The 16,246-nt window shown below is 65.6% G+C and carries 19 protein-coding genes; 9 read left to right on the plus strand and 10 right to left on the minus strand.

Annotated features, from left to right (window positions below; translation table 11 throughout):
- Window positions 1-2: 2 nt before the first annotated feature.
- The 4 genes from VHP37_06550 (at window position 3) to VHP37_06565 (ending at window position 2,905) form a co-directional block, all read left to right on the plus strand.
- Window positions 3-854, plus strand: a complete 852-nt coding sequence (locus tag VHP37_06550) for an LLM class F420-dependent oxidoreductase (GenBank protein HEX2825987.1) — start codon at window positions 3-5, stop codon at window positions 852-854.
- A gap of 95 nt (window positions 855-949) precedes the next feature.
- A complete protein-coding gene (locus VHP37_06555; GenBank protein ID HEX2825988.1) occupies window positions 950-1,795 on the plus strand; it encodes a TauD/TfdA family dioxygenase in 846 nt (281 codons plus the stop codon).
- Between the two features lie 212 nt (window positions 1,796-2,007).
- Entirely contained in the window at window positions 2,008-2,424 is a 417-nt protein-coding gene (locus VHP37_06560) for a cupin domain-containing protein (protein ID HEX2825989.1), read from the plus strand.
- A gap of 25 nt (window positions 2,425-2,449) precedes the next feature.
- Window positions 2,450-2,905, plus strand: a complete 456-nt coding sequence (locus VHP37_06565; protein HEX2825990.1) for a carboxymuconolactone decarboxylase family protein — start codon at window positions 2,450-2,452, stop codon at window positions 2,903-2,905.
- 5 nt (window positions 2,906-2,910) lie between these two features.
- On the opposite strand, the gene VHP37_06570 is transcribed toward VHP37_06565, so the two are convergent.
- From VHP37_06570 to fabG, 3 genes are read right to left on the minus strand one after another with little or no spacing between them, the layout of a single operon-like run.
- Complete coding sequence (locus VHP37_06570; protein ID HEX2825991.1) at window positions 2,911-3,762, minus strand: hypothetical protein; 852 nt, start codon at window positions 3,760-3,762, stop codon at window positions 2,911-2,913.
- 40 nt (window positions 3,763-3,802) lie between these two features.
- Entirely contained in the window at window positions 3,803-4,642 is an 840-nt protein-coding gene (locus VHP37_06575; GenBank protein HEX2825992.1) for an amidohydrolase family protein, read from the minus strand.
- A 22-nt stretch (window positions 4,643-4,664) separates the two neighbouring features.
- Entirely contained in the window at window positions 4,665-5,429 is a 765-nt protein-coding gene (fabG, locus tag VHP37_06580; GenBank protein HEX2825993.1) for a 3-oxoacyl-ACP reductase FabG, read from the minus strand.
- A gap of 104 nt (window positions 5,430-5,533) precedes the next feature.
- Between fabG and VHP37_06585 the strand changes: the two genes are divergently transcribed.
- Entirely contained in the window at window positions 5,534-6,553 is a 1,020-nt protein-coding gene (locus VHP37_06585; GenBank protein HEX2825994.1) for an MBL fold metallo-hydrolase, read from the plus strand.
- Window positions 6,554-6,628: 75 nt separating this feature from the next.
- Here VHP37_06585 and VHP37_06590 read toward each other — a convergent pair whose 3' ends face one another.
- Window positions 6,629-7,585: a tripartite tricarboxylate transporter substrate binding protein gene (locus tag VHP37_06590; protein HEX2825995.1), complete on the minus strand. Its 957-nt coding sequence runs from the start codon at window positions 7,583-7,585 to the stop codon at window positions 6,629-6,631.
- Between the two features lie 21 nt (window positions 7,586-7,606).
- Here VHP37_06590 and VHP37_06595 point away from each other — a divergent pair, with 21 nt between their 5' ends.
- Window positions 7,607-8,011, plus strand: a complete 405-nt coding sequence (locus tag VHP37_06595) for a cupin domain-containing protein (GenBank protein HEX2825996.1) — start codon at window positions 7,607-7,609, stop codon at window positions 8,009-8,011.
- Between the two features lie 112 nt (window positions 8,012-8,123).
- On the opposite strand, the gene VHP37_06600 is transcribed toward VHP37_06595, so the two are convergent.
- From VHP37_06600 to VHP37_06610, 3 genes are all read right to left on the minus strand, one after another.
- Window positions 8,124-9,080 (minus strand): tripartite tricarboxylate transporter substrate binding protein, encoded by a 957-nt coding sequence (locus VHP37_06600; protein ID HEX2825997.1) that lies wholly within the window; start codon window positions 9,078-9,080, stop codon window positions 8,124-8,126.
- Window positions 9,077-10,033 carry a tripartite tricarboxylate transporter substrate binding protein gene (locus VHP37_06605; protein ID HEX2825998.1) on the minus strand — a complete coding sequence of 319 codons (957 nt, stop codon included), beginning with the start codon at window positions 10,031-10,033 and terminating at the stop codon, window positions 9,077-9,079. Before VHP37_06605 ends, VHP37_06600 begins: the two co-directional genes overlap by 4 nt.
- 83 nt (window positions 10,034-10,116) lie before the next feature.
- Window positions 10,117-10,500 (minus strand): VOC family protein, encoded by a 384-nt coding sequence (locus tag VHP37_06610; protein HEX2825999.1) that lies wholly within the window; start codon window positions 10,498-10,500, stop codon window positions 10,117-10,119.
- A 69-nt stretch (window positions 10,501-10,569) separates the two neighbouring features.
- Between VHP37_06610 and VHP37_06615 the strand changes: the two genes are divergently transcribed.
- On the plus strand, window positions 10,570-11,532 hold the full coding sequence (locus VHP37_06615) for a tripartite tricarboxylate transporter substrate binding protein (protein HEX2826000.1): 963 nt from the start codon (window positions 10,570-10,572) through the stop codon (window positions 11,530-11,532).
- Window positions 11,533-11,610: 78 nt separating this feature from the next.
- On the opposite strand, the gene VHP37_06620 is transcribed toward VHP37_06615, so the two are convergent.
- Together VHP37_06620 and VHP37_06625 are read right to left on the minus strand one after the other, a co-directional pair.
- Window positions 11,611-11,904 carry a type II toxin-antitoxin system RelE/ParE family toxin gene (locus tag VHP37_06620; GenBank protein ID HEX2826001.1) on the minus strand — a complete coding sequence of 98 codons (294 nt, stop codon included), beginning with the start codon at window positions 11,902-11,904 and terminating at the stop codon, window positions 11,611-11,613.
- Window positions 11,892-12,077, minus strand: a complete 186-nt coding sequence (locus tag VHP37_06625; GenBank protein HEX2826002.1) for a hypothetical protein — start codon at window positions 12,075-12,077, stop codon at window positions 11,892-11,894. The genes VHP37_06620 and VHP37_06625 overlap by 13 nt, the downstream gene beginning before the upstream one ends.
- 333 nt (window positions 12,078-12,410) lie before the next feature.
- Here VHP37_06625 and VHP37_06630 point away from each other — a divergent pair, with 333 nt between their 5' ends.
- Window positions 12,411-14,009, plus strand: a complete 1,599-nt coding sequence (locus tag VHP37_06630) for a hypothetical protein (GenBank protein ID HEX2826003.1) — start codon at window positions 12,411-12,413, stop codon at window positions 14,007-14,009.
- A gap of 53 nt (window positions 14,010-14,062) precedes the next feature.
- Here the strand turns inward: VHP37_06630 and VHP37_06635 are convergent, their stop codons facing one another.
- Window positions 14,063-15,151: a mandelate racemase/muconate lactonizing enzyme family protein gene (locus VHP37_06635; protein ID HEX2826004.1), complete on the minus strand. Its 1,089-nt coding sequence runs from the start codon at window positions 15,149-15,151 to the stop codon at window positions 14,063-14,065.
- Window positions 15,152-15,241: 90 nt separating this feature from the next.
- On the opposite strand from VHP37_06635, the gene VHP37_06640 reads away from it, so the two are divergent.
- Window positions 15,242-16,240, plus strand: coding sequence for a tripartite tricarboxylate transporter substrate binding protein (locus VHP37_06640; protein HEX2826005.1), 999 nt, complete (start codon window positions 15,242-15,244; stop codon window positions 16,238-16,240).
- Window positions 16,241-16,246 lie beyond the last annotated feature (6 nt).

Consider the following 16,246-nt stretch of genomic DNA (forward strand, 5'->3'; position numbering starts at 1 on the left):
CCATGCTCACCGGCGTTTATTACTTTCCGACCGACTACGGCATCGACATCGCGGAGCTTGCGCGCGCGCTCGAGGAGCGCGGCTACGATGCGCTGTTCGTCTGCGAGCACACCCACATCCCGACCAGCCGTAAAACGCCGTTCCCCGGCGGCGGCGAGCTGCCGAAGAAATACAAGCACACGCACGATCCCTTCGTCGCGCTGTCGTTCGCCGCTGCGGCGACGCGCACGCTGAAGCTCGGGACGGGCATCGCGCTCGTTCCGCAACGCGATCCGATCGTCACCGCGAAATCGGTCGCGAGTCTCGATCAGCTCTCCAACGGGCGCTTCATCTTCGCGATCGGCGGCGGCTGGAACGTCGACGAGATGGAGAACCACGGCACGCGCTACGAGACGCGCTTCAAGCTCTTGCGCGAGCGCGTGCTGGCGATGAAAGCGCTGTGGACACAGGAGGAGGCGGAGTTTCACGGCGAGTACGTGAGCTTCGATCCGGTGTGGATGTATCCCAAGCCGAAACAGCGGCCGCATCCGCCGATCCTCATCGGCGGCGAGTCCGACCATACGATCCGGCGCGTCGTGGAGTTCGCGGACGGCTGGTTTCCCCGGCCGCGCCACGGCTGGGAGCCGAAGAGCGCGGTGGCGCGCCTGCACGCAGCGGCTAGGGCGGCGGGGCGCGATCCGGCGACGTTATCGGTGACGGTGTTCGCCGCGCCGCCGGATCGCGACAAGCTGGCGGCTTATCGCGACGCGGGCATCCATCGCGTGCTGTTCGAGGTTCCGGATGCGAGCCGCGACGAGATCCTGCGAGTGCTCGACCGCAATGCCCCGCTGGTCGCAGAACTGGCCCGCGCATAGCGCTATCATAGGGTCATCACCGGCGCAGTCCGGATAGTGGATCAACCTTCGAGAGGTACGCCATGAGCGCAGTCCTGCAAGCACCGGCTCAAACGATGAAGATCACCAAAGTCAAAGAGCACATCGGCGCCATTGTCACCGGCATCGATCTCGCCCAGCCGGTCGACGAGGCGACCCGCAAGAAGCTCTACGACGCGGCGGTCGAGAACATCGTGCTGGTGATCCGCGGTCAGGCGCATCTCACGCCTGCGCAGCTACAGGCCGGCGCGGAGCTCTTCGGAGAGTTGATGGAAGATCAGAATCGGCGCTATCTGGTGGACGGCTTTCCGCTGATCAGCGTGCTCGATAACTTCCACAAGGACAGCCAGGGCAACGCGGCCAAAGTCGGCAAGAACGCCACCTGGCACACCGATCACACCAATCAGGAGCGTCCGCCGGCGTTCACCATGCTCTACGCGGTGGCGGTGCCGGACAAAGGCGGGGCCACCTCGGTGTGCAACTCGCGCGCGGCGTACGAGGCGCTGCCGGAGGACCTGAAGCAGAAGATCACCGGCATGAAAACCGAGAACACGCTGATCAGCAGCGCGCGCTTCAAGATCGCCAATCCGGACATTCTCAAAGAGCAGCTCGAATCGAAGAAGCCGCCGACGGTGCAGCCGCTGGTGCGCACGCACCCCGACACCGGCACCAAGGCGGTGTGGTTCCACAAGAGCAAGACCGAGAAAATCATCGGCATGACGCCGGAAGAGACTCAGGATTTCCTGCAGGACCTCACCGATAGGATCACCCAGCCCCAGTTCTGCTACGCGCACCAGTACGAGCCGGGCGACCTGCTGATCATCGACGATCGCGCGTCGCTGCACAAAGCGGGGCACGATTTCGATCAGAGCCAGCACCGCAGGCTCTATCGCATGCTGGTGCGGGGAGATCGACCGTACTAAATGGGGTCAGGTCCACATTATTCTGAATGTGGACCTGATCTCGTTTCTTCCCTGAAGCTCGGGCGGGGCATCGTCTCGTTCCGCAGCACGACCTGATCGTCACGGCCAAACCGGTCGCGAGTCTCGACCAGCTCTCGAAGCACGCAATCGCGCAAGACAAAGGAACCCTCATGTCAGGAAGAGTGAACGTCGGTGCTGCTCTCCATTATCCAATGAACATCCGTTCGGTCGTGCGGACCGCGTGCACAGCCGTCGCGTTGATTGTCGGATTGCCTGCGGTCGCTCATGGCGACGGGGTGTCCGTCACGCCGAACTTCAGTCATGTGATTCCCAATATTCCGGGCAAGTCGCTGACCGCCGTGGTCGTCGACTACGCGCCCGGTGGGGCGTCGGCCCCGCACGAGCATGCAAAGTCGGCCTTCATCTACGCCTACGTCGTATCGGGCGCCATCGAGTCGCAGGTGAACGACGGCCCGAAGCGCGTCTATCGCGCAGGTGAAAGCTTTTTCGAGGAGCCCGGTGCCCTGCACCGTGTGAGCCGCAACGCGAGCAAGACGAAGCCCGCGAAGCTGCTCGCGGTGTTCGTGGTGGATACCGGCGACAAGGCTCTGACCGTCCCTGTCAAATGATCCAGAACCTAGAGGAGTCGATAACATGAGCAGGCGTCTGGATTACAACCGGATCGCACCGGCAGGCATCAAGGCCCTCGGCGGCGTTTACGGCTATGTCACGCAAAGCAGTCTTTCACCCGTTCTGGTGGACCTGACTTACCTTCGCGTATCGCAGATCAACAACTGCGCCTACTGCCTGGACATGCACACGCGCGATTTGCTGAAGAAAGGCGTGAAGGTCGAAAAGCTGGCGCTGGTGCAGGCCTGGCGGGAAGCCGGCGAGCTGTTCGATGAACGCGAACGTGCGGCCCTTGCGTGGGCGGAATCGGTCACCATGGTCGCGGAGACGGGGGTTCCGGATGCGGCGTACGCAGCAGCGCGTGCGGTCTTCGACGAGCGGGAGCTCGTGGATCTGACGATCGCCGTCGGCCTGATGAACACCTACAACCGCATGGCGATCAGCTTCCGGAACACGCCTCAGGCTGTGCTGGAGAAGTGAGTCGATCACTCCGCCGCCGCGTTCAGACTGTCCCACGCTTCCTTGTCGGGATCGTCGCGCCGCTGATACGGCTCCCAGAGCCAGTCGTGCTTGCGGAAGATCGCCCATGCCGCCTCGCGGGCGGCGAGGTACGCGTCGAGCGCCTGCTGATGCTGTTTCGAGCGGGCCTTGAATTCCCGGACGGTGTGCAGATAGTAGGGGAGCAGGAGGATGTCGCTGGGCTGCATCTCCAGTCCGGCGAACCAGACGTCGATATCGTCCAACAGGCGGCGTTCCCACAGGTTCGTCTGCCGCACGAAGGTCTTGAGCGCGAGCGCATCGTCGTCCGCGACGTCGCAGCGCAGGGCGCCGTCGAGCATCGGCAGCGAGAGCTGACGCAGCGGCGCGTCCTGCGGGCCGCGCACCGCACACCACGCGAGCAGCAGCGCCTTGAGCATGTCGGCGCGCAGCGTCTCCATGAGCTCCTCGAACGTGCTCACCGCGAGCCGCTGGTGCAGTCGCTCGAGGCAATGCCGGGACAGGGTGATCGTGGGCCCGACCGCATCCCCCAGCGGCTGGCTGTCGCTGCGCCGTCCGAACTTCGCGGCGGAATGGATGACCGCCTCGTGTTTGTCGACCGGCAGCGCCGTGAGATAGGTGAGTGCGCCGCCATAGCCGGGTGACGCGTACCGGAAGATATAGAAGGAGGTCGGCCAGAGCCTTGCTGCGTAGTCGTCCAGCATCGCCGAGCGCAGCTTCCGGCCGGTCGCCCTGAAGCGCGGAGTCGCGGCAGTCAATGCGACCGCGCTGGTCTCCGCCAGATCGCGCAGCGAAACCTTGGCGAGTCCCCTGGCGAGGGACGAGTGAATGGAGCTCATCAGGTTCGGTTTGCGAATTACGGACCCGAAACCTTCGTTCTCAAGTCCCGCTCGGCGACCAGCCGTAGGCCTTCGCGCACGCGCCGCCCATGAGCATCGCACGCTCGCTTTCGGAGAGGCGCTTGGTCTCGAGGAACGGCTTCACCGCGTTCTCGTAGTTGACGACCACGAAGGCGCGCGTCCAGTCGGTGCCCCACAGGCAGCGCTCGAAACCCCACGCGTCGAACACGCGCGCCAGCGGATCCCAGATGTCCGCGAAAGGATACGGCTCCTTCGACAGCGTGCACGCGCCGCTCACTTTGACCACCGCGTTCTTGCGCTTGGCGAGGTCCAGCAGCGTCGGCAGCTTCGCCCACGGCTCGGCCGGGGCGGGCGGCGTGCGGGGCTGCAGGAGGCCGAGGTGGTCGATGATGAATCGCGTATCGGGATGGCGGTCGATGAGCTTCGTCGCGCCTTCCAGATTGCCCGCGCACGAGAGATTCACGGGAAAGTCGTGACGCGCGGCCGCACGCGCGATGCGATCGTCGCCCGCGTCGTTCGGCGCGCGGCCGACGTCCTTGCGCATCATGATGCGGATGCCGACCGTGCCCGGCGTCTTCTTCCATTCGGCGATGACGTCCTCGACCGCCGGATCGTCGGGATTGACCGGCTTCACGAGGGCGAAGCGGCCGGGATGGGCGCGCTGCACCTCCGTCGCGTAGCTTGCGTCGTAGCCGTACATCGCGAACGGCGAGACGAAGATCGCGCCGTCGACGCCGACGGCCTTCATCGCGGCGACCATCTCGTCGCCCGTGACGTGGGGAGGCCAGTTCGGCACCGTGCGCCACGGGCGCTCCGGCGTGTTGGCTTCGTAGGCGTGGACCTGGGAATCGATGACCATCACGGGATGCTCCTTTGTGTATTCAGACGCCCGAGTTCGACAGGCCGCCGTTGATGTGCAGCGTCTGTCCGGTCATGTAAGAGCCGGCCGGACCGACGAGGCTGCGCACCATGCCGGCGATCTCGTGCGGCGTGCCTTTGCGGCCGAGCGGGATGTCTCTTCGTGCGGGCGTCGAGCCGGCCACTCGAATCGTGTCGATCTGCCCGGGCGAGATGCAGTTCACGCGGATGCCGAACTCGGCGAAATCCGCCGCGAGCGCCTTGGTGAGGCCGACGATGCCGTGCTTGGACGCCGCGACGTGCGCGCGGTCCTTCAGTCCCAGCAGCGCGGTGACGCCGGCGAAGAAGACGATGCGCCCGTCGCCCGCCTGCTTGAGCGCGGGGAGGCACGCTTTGGTGAACACGAACGCGCTGTCGAGGTTGGTGGAGAGGACTCGGCGCCAGTCTTCGAAGCTGATCTCGTCGAAGTGCACGTGCTCGCGCAGCGCCGCGTTGAGCACGAGGATGTCGAGGCGTCCGAAGCGCTTGATCACCGCGTCGACCATGGCGTTCACCTGCGCGGGATCCGCGACGTCGGCGACATAGGCGTCACCGTCGGTGCCCAGCGCCTTGATCTCGTCGACCACGCCGCGCGCCTCCGCGGCGTTCGAGCGCGTGTTCACCGCGACTTTCGCGCCCGCCGACGCGAGCGACAGCGCGATGGCGCGGCCGATGTTGCGCCCTGCGCCGGTGACGAGAGCGACTTTCCCGGCGAGCTCGTCGCCTTTGTGCATGCCCGCTTCGGTCATAATGTGCCCCTTGTTCGTTTAGGATGTGTGCGCAGATTCTAATGGCATCGCGCGCGCGAAACGGTCTCGCCCGGAATACAACAATCAACAACAGGAGGAACGACATGAAAATCGCTTGTGCAGCGGCTTGCTGCGCCCTGGCCTTCGCCGCACTGCCGGCCGCGGCCCAGAACGTGAAGATAACGCCGATCGGCTCTCATCCCGGCGAGTTGTGCGCCAACGATCGCGCGCTGGTGTTCGAAGACCCGACGGGCGTGCGCTTCCTCTACGACCCCGCGCACAACGTGACCGGCGGTGACGATCCGCGGCTGGGGACGATCCATCTCGTGCTCCTCTCCCACATGCACGGCGATCACGTCGGCGACCTCAAGCTCAAGGCGCCGGGGGCGGGGACGTGCGCGAACTCGGAGCGGGTGCCCGCGCCGAACTCCACGACCGCGGAGGTCACCGCCGCCAAGAACGCGGCGCTGGTGACGACGCGCGCGATGGCCGCTTTCGTGCACAACAAGGTGCAGGCGATACGCGGCGGCGGCAAGCCGATGGATTTCTGCTCCTCGCTCTCCGTGACCGTGCCGGTCGCGGCCGCGTGCAGCTCGCGCATCGACCTGGGCGGCGTGTTCACGGCCAAGGCGCAGGGCGCCGCGCAAGGCGTGGAGATCACGATCGTGCAGGCCGCTCACGTCAACAATGCGCCGCCCGCGCTGCTGACCGAGTCGCAGCGCGCGGCGCTGAAGGCGGACGGCGCTCAGCTCGAATACGGGCCCGCCGTCGGCTTCGTCGTGAAGTTCAGCAACGGGCTGGTCGCCTATCTCTCCAGCGACACCGCGATCCACTCCGAGATGAAAACGGTCATCCACGACTTTCACAAGGCCAACCTCGCGGTGCTCAATCTCGGTCCGAATCCGGGGATCTTCCAGTCCGGCGCCTACGCGATGAACGAGATGGTGCAGCCCGCGTCGATCATCCTCACGCATGCGAACGAGCCCGTGACCGAAGGCGGCAAGCTGCGGCCGAATTCGCGCACCGCGGCGCTCATCAAGCAGCTCAAGGCGCCGGCTTACCTCGCGCTCAGCGGGCGCACCATGGAGTTCGACGGCAAAGGGAAGTGCGTCGCGGGCTGCTGAGAAGCCGCTCGTCATTCCCGGTAATTGGGGCCAGGTCCGGATTTCCGTAAATGTGGACCTGACCCCGATTAGCGATTAGTCGGCGTGCGCGCCCGACGCCTTGACCACCGCGGCCCACAGCGCGACTTCGTCGCGCAGGAAGCGGGCCGCGTCTTCGGGCATCAGGCCGACCGGCTCGGCGCCCATGTCGGTGAGGCGCTGTCGGATGTCGGGCGAGCGCGCGGCTTTTACCGCTGCCTCCGCGAGCTTCTGCACGATCTCGCGCGGGGTCGCGGCCGGCGCGTGCAGCGTGTACCAGACGTTCACCACCATGTCGACGCCCGACTCGCGCATCGTCGGAACCTGTGGAAACAGCGGCGTGCGCTCCACGGTCGTGGAGGCGAGGGCGCGCAGCCGGCCCGCTTTGACGAACTCGTTGACCGACGGAACATTGGCGATGGACACGCTGGTCTCACCGCCGACGAGCGCGGTGAGCGACGGCGAGGACCCTTTGTAGGCCACCATCAGCAGGCGGGTGCCGGTGCGCAGCTTGAAGAGCTCGCCGGAGAGATGCTGCGTCGTGCCGGTGCCGCCGTACGAATAATTGAGCGCGCCGGGCCTGGCGCGAGCGAGCGCGATCAGGTCCTTGACGCTGCGCACCGGCAGCGAAGGATGCACGACGAGCAGGTTGGGCGTCTGCGAGAAGACGGTGATCGCGGTCAGATCGCGCGTCGTGTCGAACGGCAGCTTCTTATAGAGCGACATGTTGATCGCCACCGGCGGCGTTTGCATGAGCAGCGTGTAGCCGTCGGGCGGGGATTTCACCACGTACTCCATCGCGATATTGGTGCCGGCGCCGGGCCGGCTCTCGACCAGGACCTGCTGGCCCAGCGACTCGACGAGCTTGGGCGTCAGCACGCGCGCCATGATGTCGATCCCGCCGCCGGGCGCGAAGCCGCTGACGATGCGGATCGGCTTGACCGGATACGTCTGGGCGAGCGCGCAGCCCGCGCACAACCAGCCCGCCGCGATGCACGATAATGATCTGCCCATTCCCATCAGCCGAGACCTCTCATGGCGACTCCCGCAAAGGTTGAAGCGGTCAACATCAACGAGCTGAAGCGTTTTTCATCCGAGGCGCGCACGAACCAGCCCGTCGTGAGCTCGAAGGATCTCGCCACGCGCATGAACTGCTACGAGCCCGGCCAGATTACTCCGCTGCACCTGCACCCGGACGACGACGAAGTCGTGTTCTGCATCGAAGGCCGAGGCGCGCTGACGTTTCTCGACCGCGACGACGTGCCGCTGGTACCCGGCACCGTCGCCTGCCTGCCCGCCGGTCTTGCCCATCGCATCGAAGCCGCGCCCGACAGCCGCATGGTCGTCGTGTACTGGGCCAACGCGCGCTACACCAGCATTCGACCCGCTTCCGGAGCGGGCGAGGCGAGCGTGCGCCTTCCGGGCGAGCAGCCGCGTTAGCCATACTGTGTCATTGCGAGGAGCCGCTAGCGCGGCGACGAAGCAATCCCGAGGCGCTCGGCACGGATCGTGCGCCACGAGAGACCGCCGCGGCCCGCTTCGCGATGACAGCTTACTTCTTGCCGGCGAGCCCGAGCTCGGTGATGAACCTGGTGAACTCGGGCTGCCGCGCGGCGAGATAGCGGCCGTAATCGGCGCCGTTCATGTACACCGGCTCCATCAGGTTGCGCGCCATGTAGTCCTGCCATTCCGCGCTCTTGTAGACCTTCGCGAACACGTTCTCGAGATAGGCGGCGGCATCGGCGGGAATCCCCGCCGGTGCGGAGAAGCCGCGCCCGGCCGCCACGTGCATGTCGTAGCCCTGTTCCTTCAGCGTCGGGATCGCGGCGAGCTGCGGGATGCGCTGCTGTGACGCGATGCCGAGGATGCGCATCTTGCCGGCCTGCACATGCGGCATCGCGTCGCTCAGTTGCCCGGTGTTCCACTGCACGTGCCCGCCGAGCGCGGCGGTGAGCGCCGCGGTGCCGCTCTTCATGATGACTACGTTGAAGCGCGCGCCGCTGAGCCGCTCCAGCGTGTAGACGAACATGTGGCTCGACGACCCCGGCGAGCCGATCGAGACGTTGACCGACTTCGGCTTGGCTTTCGCCGCGTCGATCAGCTCGCGCACGGTCTTGTACGGCGATTCGGCGTTCACCATGATGCAGTTGACGTCGAAGCCGAGGAGGGCGAGCGGGTGGAATTTGTCCAGCCCGATGTCGAGGCCGGACCGCAGAGCGCCGGTGAGCATCATCCCCGTCGGAAACGAAACGACGGTGTACGGGTCGCCTCGCTTCTGCGCCGCGTAGGACGCGCCGATCGCGCCGCCGCCACCGCCTTTGTTGACGATCACGATCGGCTGCGCGACGAGCTTCTCCTTGCGGATGATGTCCGCGATCATGCGCGCGACGATGTCGGCCCCGGCGCCGGGATTGCCGGGCACGACGAGCTCGATCGGTTTCGAGGGGAAGGTTTGTGCGAGCGCGCCGCCGGAGGCGATCGCCGCCATACCGATCACGTATCCCTTCATTCGACCTTGATCCCTCCCGCTTTGACGACCTTCGTCCAGCGCGCGAGCTCGCTCGCGACGTACGCACTGAATTCTGTCGGCGTGCTGCCGACGGGCTCGGCCGCATCGAGCTGGAGCTTCTGTTTCACGTCAGGCAGGTACACGATGCGCCGCGTCTCGCGGTAGAGCTTGTCGGCGATCGGTCGCGCGACCTTGATCGGCGCGAAGAAGCCCATCCAGCCGGTGAACTCGTAGCCGGGCAGGGATTCGGCGATCGTCGGCACGTTGGGCAGCCTCGGCGAGCGCTTGGGCGTGGTAACCGCGATCAGCCGCAGCCGGCCTTCCTTCACGTGCGGCAGCGTCGAGACCGGGCTGCCGATCGTGTAGTGCATGCGGCCTGCGACGGTATCGATGAGCGCCGCGGGCACGCCTTTGTACGGCACGTGCACGACGTCGATCCCGGCGAGCTGCTGGAAGAGCACGCCGGCGAGGTGATTGGACGTGCCGTTGCCGCCCGAGCCGTAATTGAGCTGTCCGGGCTTCGACTTCGCGAGCGCGATGAGCTGCGGCACCGTGGTGACCGCCAGCGAAGGATGGACCACGAGCACGTTCGATTGCGACAGCACCTGCGTGACCGGCTGGAAATCGCGCTTCGTGTCGTAACCGGGTTTCGCATACAGCGCTTCGCGCACCGACAACGCCGACGTGGTGAACATCAGCGTCTGCCCGTCGGGCGGCGCCTTCGCCGCGATCTCGGCGCCGACCGCGCCGATGCGGTTGTCGATCACCACCTGCTGGCCCCACGCATCGGTGAGCTTCTGCCCGATCATGCGCGCGACGATGTCGGCGCCGCCGCCCGCCTGCGACGGCACGATCACGCGGATGGGTTTGGTCGGCCAGCCCGGCTCGCTGGCTGCGAACGCCGCGCCCGAACAGATGGCCGCGATCACTGCGGCGATTGTTACTCTCGTCATCCTGCCTCCCCGGAGCACGAGCATACCGCGACTTGCCGCCCGATTTGTGCGTCCTCTTTGGAGGCAGCGGGTGCTGCGCGTTTTTATTCTTGTATCTGCGGCGCCTTGCGGTCGGCGTCGACGAGCTGAAGGCGCCAGCCGTCCGGATCGCGCAGATTGACGGTCGTGCGGCCCGTGGACTGGACGTAGTTCGGCTCGCGCATGACCTTCACCTTCCCCAGCAGTCGGCTGTGCGCCTCTTTCGCATTGTCGACCTTGAACGCGATGTGGTTGATGCCGGGATTCTCTTCGCCGGTCACCTGGTGAATCTCGAAGATCGGCTGATTCTCTCCGGGCAACTGCATTTCCACCGACGTGCCATGGTGCTTCGTGCGCGTGAGCAGCTTGAACCCGAGATCCTGGAAAAACGTGATGGTCTCGTCGACGTTCCGGACGATGAGCTCGATGTGATCGATGCCGCGAACCATGATGCCTCCCGTCGGTGGTGGGCGAATGTTGTAGGCTAGCACCAGAATTTTGGCGCAGGGAGGTCTATCTTGCCGGCGTTGCGCTGCGCGTGGTTGTTCGCGGTCTTTGTGTGGGCTCATGCAGCACACGCCCAGGAGAAATACCCCTCGCGTCCGGTGCGGCTCATCGTGCCCTTCGCGCCCGGCGGCGGCGCGGACATCTCCGCGCGCACGATCGCTTTGAGGCTCACCGAGCGCTTTCGCGAGCAGGTGCTGGTCGACAACCGTCCCGGCGCGGGCGGCAACGTCGGCACCGAGCTCGTCGCCAAATCGCCGCCCGACGGCTACACGCTGCTGCTGGTGTCGAGCAGCTACGGCGCGAATCCCGCGCTCTACAAGCTGTCGTTCGATCCGGTGAGCGGCTTCGAGCTGATCACGCTGGTGAGCCAGCAGCCGTTCATCCTCGTGGTGCATCCATCGCTGCCGGTGCGCACGGTGAAGGAGCTGATCGCGCTGGCGAAAGCAAAACCCGGCGCGCTCAACTATGTCTCCTCCGGCGCCGGCGGCATCGTGCATCTGGGCACGGAGTACTTCAAGAGCATGGCCGGCATCGATCTCGTACACATTCCCTACAAGGGCGGTAACACTGCGCACAACGATCTCATCGCGGGCTTCGTGCAGGTGTATTTCGGCACGATCCTGTCGACCCTGCCCGTCGTGAAATCGGGCAAGCTTCGCGCGCTCGGCGTGAGCACCGAGAAGCGCACTGCGGCGCTGCCCGACGTGCCCACCGTCGCGGAAGCGGGCGTGCCGGGCTTTTCATTCAGCGGGTGGTATGCGGTCCTCGCGCCGGCGAAGACGCCGCGCGACATCACCACGGCGCTCAACCGCGAGGTCGTCGCGCTGCTCCAGGCCCCCGACGTGAAGGAGCGCCTCGCGGCCGAAGGCAGCACCGTGGTCGCAAGCACGCCCGAGGCGCTGCGGGATCATCTCAAGCGAGAGATCGCGAAGTGGCAGAAGGTGGTCAGAGCGGGCAAGATCAGGTTGGAATGAAGACTATCCGCACGTGCGCTTCGTGCGGTTGCGGATTGCGGTCGAGCAGGTATGCCGCCGCACATGGTCACGTGTCTTTCACAGTTGATACCTACCGATGTCGAGCGCACCGTGGAACACACCAAGGATATCGATGTTCCCATCGTCCTTGACCAGGTAGGCAACGCGATACTGCTCGTGAAGCAGGATTCGCACATGCCGCGCTGAAGCGGCATAGCGATGACCAAGCTGGGGAAACTGAATCAGATCTTGCGCTCGCTCATAGATCCCTTGCACGGTGCGAGCTGCGGCCTGCGGGTTGTCTTGGGCAATGTACTCGAAGATGTCTTCGAGCCATTGTTGAGCTTCGCCGGTCCACGTTACTTCTGCCATGAGCGGATACGCCGCCCCATCTCCTCATTGGAAATCACGCGACCCGCGTCAGAGTCCGCCAAGCCTCGCTGAATCATGACGTGAAACGCGAGCTCGCGCACGATTTCCTCGGGCGATCGATCGTCCGGCTGCTCCTGGATCAGCCGAGTCAGTTCTTCCTTTGCCGTGGACATAGCATTTCCTCCGCGACTTAATTCTCCCACGCGCGACGCGCGCTGGCGAATGACACACAACGCCGCCTCGCGCGTGACGCCCAACTAAAGCATCGTCGACTTCGTATAAATTGTAGCGACGGCAAATAGTCGAACCGGTTCAACGCCTTGCCAGCAAATAGTAACGTCTGCATACAAAGCAAACGCGTCAGGCAGGCGGACGTGCGCGGAAGACGGAGCCAGTGCCGGCCTCGCTTGTCCCCAATCGAGTGTTCGCTTGCCATGTTACCCGCGAAGCGGCATCGTTGGGAGCCGCCTCTTCCCAATGCTGCCCTTACCCCGAAGGAGAACAGCATGCAACCACGCAAGCTCGCCGTAGCCGTCTCGCTCACGCTGTCATTGATCTCCGCACCGGCGCTGTCCCAATACGACCACGGAAGTCACGGACAGGTCGGCACCGTCAAGTTCCCGACCTCCTGCGATCCGAAGGTGCAGCCGCAGTTCGAGAGTGCCGTCGCGATGCTGCACTCCTTCTATTACAGCGCAGCCGAGAAGGCGTTCCGCGAGGTGCTCGTGCAGGACCCGTCGTGCACGATCGCCACGTGGGGCATCGCGTCGATCCTGATGAGCAATCCGCTCGCGGGGCAGGGCGCGGCGCCGAAGCGCGCGGAAGTCGCCCAGGCCGCGATCGAGCAAGGGCGGAATACGCCGCCCAAGACCCAGCGCGAGCGCGACTACATCGAGGCGGTCGCCGAGTACTACCGCGATTTCTCGAGCCGCTCCGAACGCTCGCGCCAGGAATCGCGCTCGAAGGCTTATGAGGTGCTCGCCGCGAAGTATCCGCAGGACGACGAAGCGCAGATCTTCAATGCGCTCTACATCGCCGGCACGCAGACGCAGGCCGATCAGACCTACGCAGCGTATCTCAAGGCCGCCGCGATCCTCGAGAAGCAGTTCGTGAAGTACCCCGATCATCCGGGCGTCGCGCATTACCTGATCCACAGCTATGACGCGCCGCCGATCGCCGCCAAAGGTTTGAACGCCGCGCGTCGCTATGCCGACATCGCGCCGGCCGCGCCGCATGCGCTGCACATGCCTTCGCACATCTTTACGCGCGTCGGAGAGTGGGAAGCTTCTGCCGCGACCAACCTGCGATCCGCCGAGGTCGCCAGGAAAGGCAGTGAGCCCAACGAGGCGTATCACGCCAGCGATTACGCGGTGTATGCCTTCCTTCAGCTCGCGCGCGACGGCGACGCGAAGCGCACGATGGACGAGGCATTCAGGGTCACGAACTTCGACGCGGCGGCTCGCGGCGGGCTCTACGCGAGGGCCGCGATGCCCGCGCGCTACGCGGTCGAGCGTGGCAACTGGCGTGAAGCGGCACAGCTGCAGCCGACGGCGACCAAGGTCCCGTACACCGACGCACAGACCTACTTCGCACGCGCGCTCGGCGCCGCGCGCAGCGGTGACGCCGCAGCCGCCGAGAAGGAGGTGGCGGAGCTCGACCGCCTGCAAAAGAGCCTGGAAGCCGCAAAGGACGCCTACTGGGCCAGCGAAGTGGAAGTCCAGCGGCTCACGGTGGCCGGGTGGATCGCGCTCGCGCGAGGCAAAGGGGACGAGGCGGTTAAGCTCATGCGCTCGGCCGCCGATCTCGAAGACCGCAACGAGAAGAGCATCGTCACGCCCGGCCGCATCCTGCCGGCGCGCGAGTTGCTCGGCGACATGCTGCTCGAGCTCAAGCAGCCGGCGCAGGCGCTGAAGGAATACGAGACCTCTCACGTGCGCGAGCCGAACCGCTTCCGCGGCTACGCGGGCGCCGCGCGCGCGGCGGAGGCCGCGGGCGATCGCACGAAGGCTGCCAATTACTACGGGAAGCTGCTCGCGCTGGCGAAGAACGGCGATCCACAACGCCCCGAGCTCGCGCAGGCGCGGGCGTATCTCGCGCAGCGGTAAAGTCAAAATGGATCCCGGATCGCGTGCGCTGCGCGCACGCGTCCGGGATGACGTTACTGCGCGTAGCGGTTGATGATCTCCGGATCGAACTCGAGCCCCAGCCCCGGCTTCTGCGGCGCGACGAGCATGCCGTCCTCGATCTTCGGCGTTTCCTTCCACAGCCTCAGCGAGCGCGGCATGTATTCCACGGTCAGGCCGTTGGGCACCGCGGCGACGAGGTGCACGTGGATCTCGGGTACGAGGTGGCTGACGATGGGCTGGTTGAACGCTTCGGCCATCGCGGCGATCTTCACCCATTGCGTAGGACCGCCGGCGCGCATCAGGTCGACCATCACGATGTCGACCGAGCGCGCTTCCATCATGTGCCGGAACGGCACCGGCCCGTAGAGATATTCGCCGCCCGCGACGGGCGTATCGAGCGCAGCAGTGACGCGCGCGAGTCCGGCGAAATCGTCGGCGGTCGTCACGTCTTCGAGCCAGTAGAGGCCGACTTCTTCGACGCGCTTCCCGAACGAGATCGCCTGCGCGACGCTCCAGCGCTGGTTGATGTCGCACATGAGATCGATGTCGGGACCGATCGCCTCACGCACGCGGCGCATGCGGTCGGCTTCGATGCGCGCGTTGGTCTTGCCGGGCAGCGCCATCTGGGTCTTCATCTGCCTGAAGCCCTTGTCGACCAGCTTCGGGCCCGCGCCGACGACTTCGTCGAGCGTGAGATCGCGGGTGAGCGCGCCGCTCGCGTAACACGGCACGCGATCGCGGAAGCCGCCGAGTAGCTTCCATACCGGCTGGTTCAGCGCCTTGCCCTTGATGTCCCACAGGGCGGTGTCGATCGCGGTGCAGGCGAGGGTGAAGATGCCGGCGGGACCGCAGCCTTTCGCGGCGGCGCGCAGCTTCTCGACGACCGCCTCGGGCCTTAATGGGTCTTCGCCAACCGTGAGCGCGCCGAGCTGGTCGACCGCGCTCTTCAGCGTCGCCGCGAGCCCGCCGCCGAAGAAGGTGATGCCGACGCCCTCGACGCCTTCGTCGGTGCGCAGTTGCAGGGTGACGAACGTGTACTGGTCCGCCTTGTCCGGGATGCCCGCGAGCGTAGGCGCGCCGGGCAGCTTCACGAGATGCGTCTTCAGGCCGGTGATCTTCATCGTTCTCTCCCTTGGTGTCGTTCGATCGGCCGCCGCGCGCCGTTAGCCCTATACTGACTCCACACACATCACAACGGAGGAGCCAGGACCATGCGATCGCTCGCGCTATGCAGCAGTCTGGGTTGTGCCGCTTTGCTCTGTGTCGTTGGCGCAGCCGCGCAGACGCCCGCCGGGAAACCGGGCGGAGCGTTCCCCGCCAAGCCGCTGCGCATCATCATCCCTTATCCGCCCGGCGGAACATCCGACATCCTCGCACGTTTGCTCGGCGTCAAGATCACCGAATCGTGGGGCCAAAGCGTCCTGGTCGACAACCGCACCGGCGCCAACGGCAACATCGGCGCCGAGTTCGTCGCCCGCTCGCCGGCCGACGGTTACACCTATCTCGTGACCGACATCGGCAATCTCTCGGTCGCGCCGAACGTCTTCAAGCTGCCCTACGATCCGCACAAGGATCTCGCCGCGGTCACCACGATCTCGTATTCGCCGCACCTGTTGACCGTGCACCCCAGCCTGCCGGTGAAGAACACGCGCGACCTGATCGCGCTGGCGAAAGCGAGCCCGGGCAAGCTCAACCTGCCGACCGGCATGGGCGGCGCGACGCACTTCGGCGCGATGGAGATCGCCCAGCGCACCGGCATCAAGTGGACTTACATCGGCACCCGCGGCGGCTCGGATTCTTCGCGGTCGGTGATGAGCGGGGAGACCGAAGTCCTGCTGCTCGGCATGCTGCAGTCGCTGCCGCACGTGAAGAGCGGCCGGCTGAAGCTGATCGCGGTGTCGAGCGATAAGCGCATCCCGTCGCTCCCCGACACCCCGACGATCGGAGAAGGCTCGCCCGCTCTCGCGGGCTTCGTCTCCGGATCGTGGCAGGGCATGCTGGCCCCGGCGAAGACCCCGCACGAGACGATCGACAAGGTCAACGCCGAGATGGGACGCATCCTCGCGATGCCCGACATCAGGGAAAAGCTCCAGACGCAGGGCACCGAGCCGCTCCCGGGGAAACCTCAGGAGATGGCGAAGTGGATGACGACGGAGCGCGACCGCAACGCCAGGCTCATCAAGGCGACCGGGTTCAAGATGACCGAGTGAACAGCG

It is taken from the genome of Burkholderiales bacterium, from assembly GCA_036262035.1.
GTDB lineage: Bacteria > Pseudomonadota > Gammaproteobacteria > Burkholderiales > SG8-41 > JAQGMV01.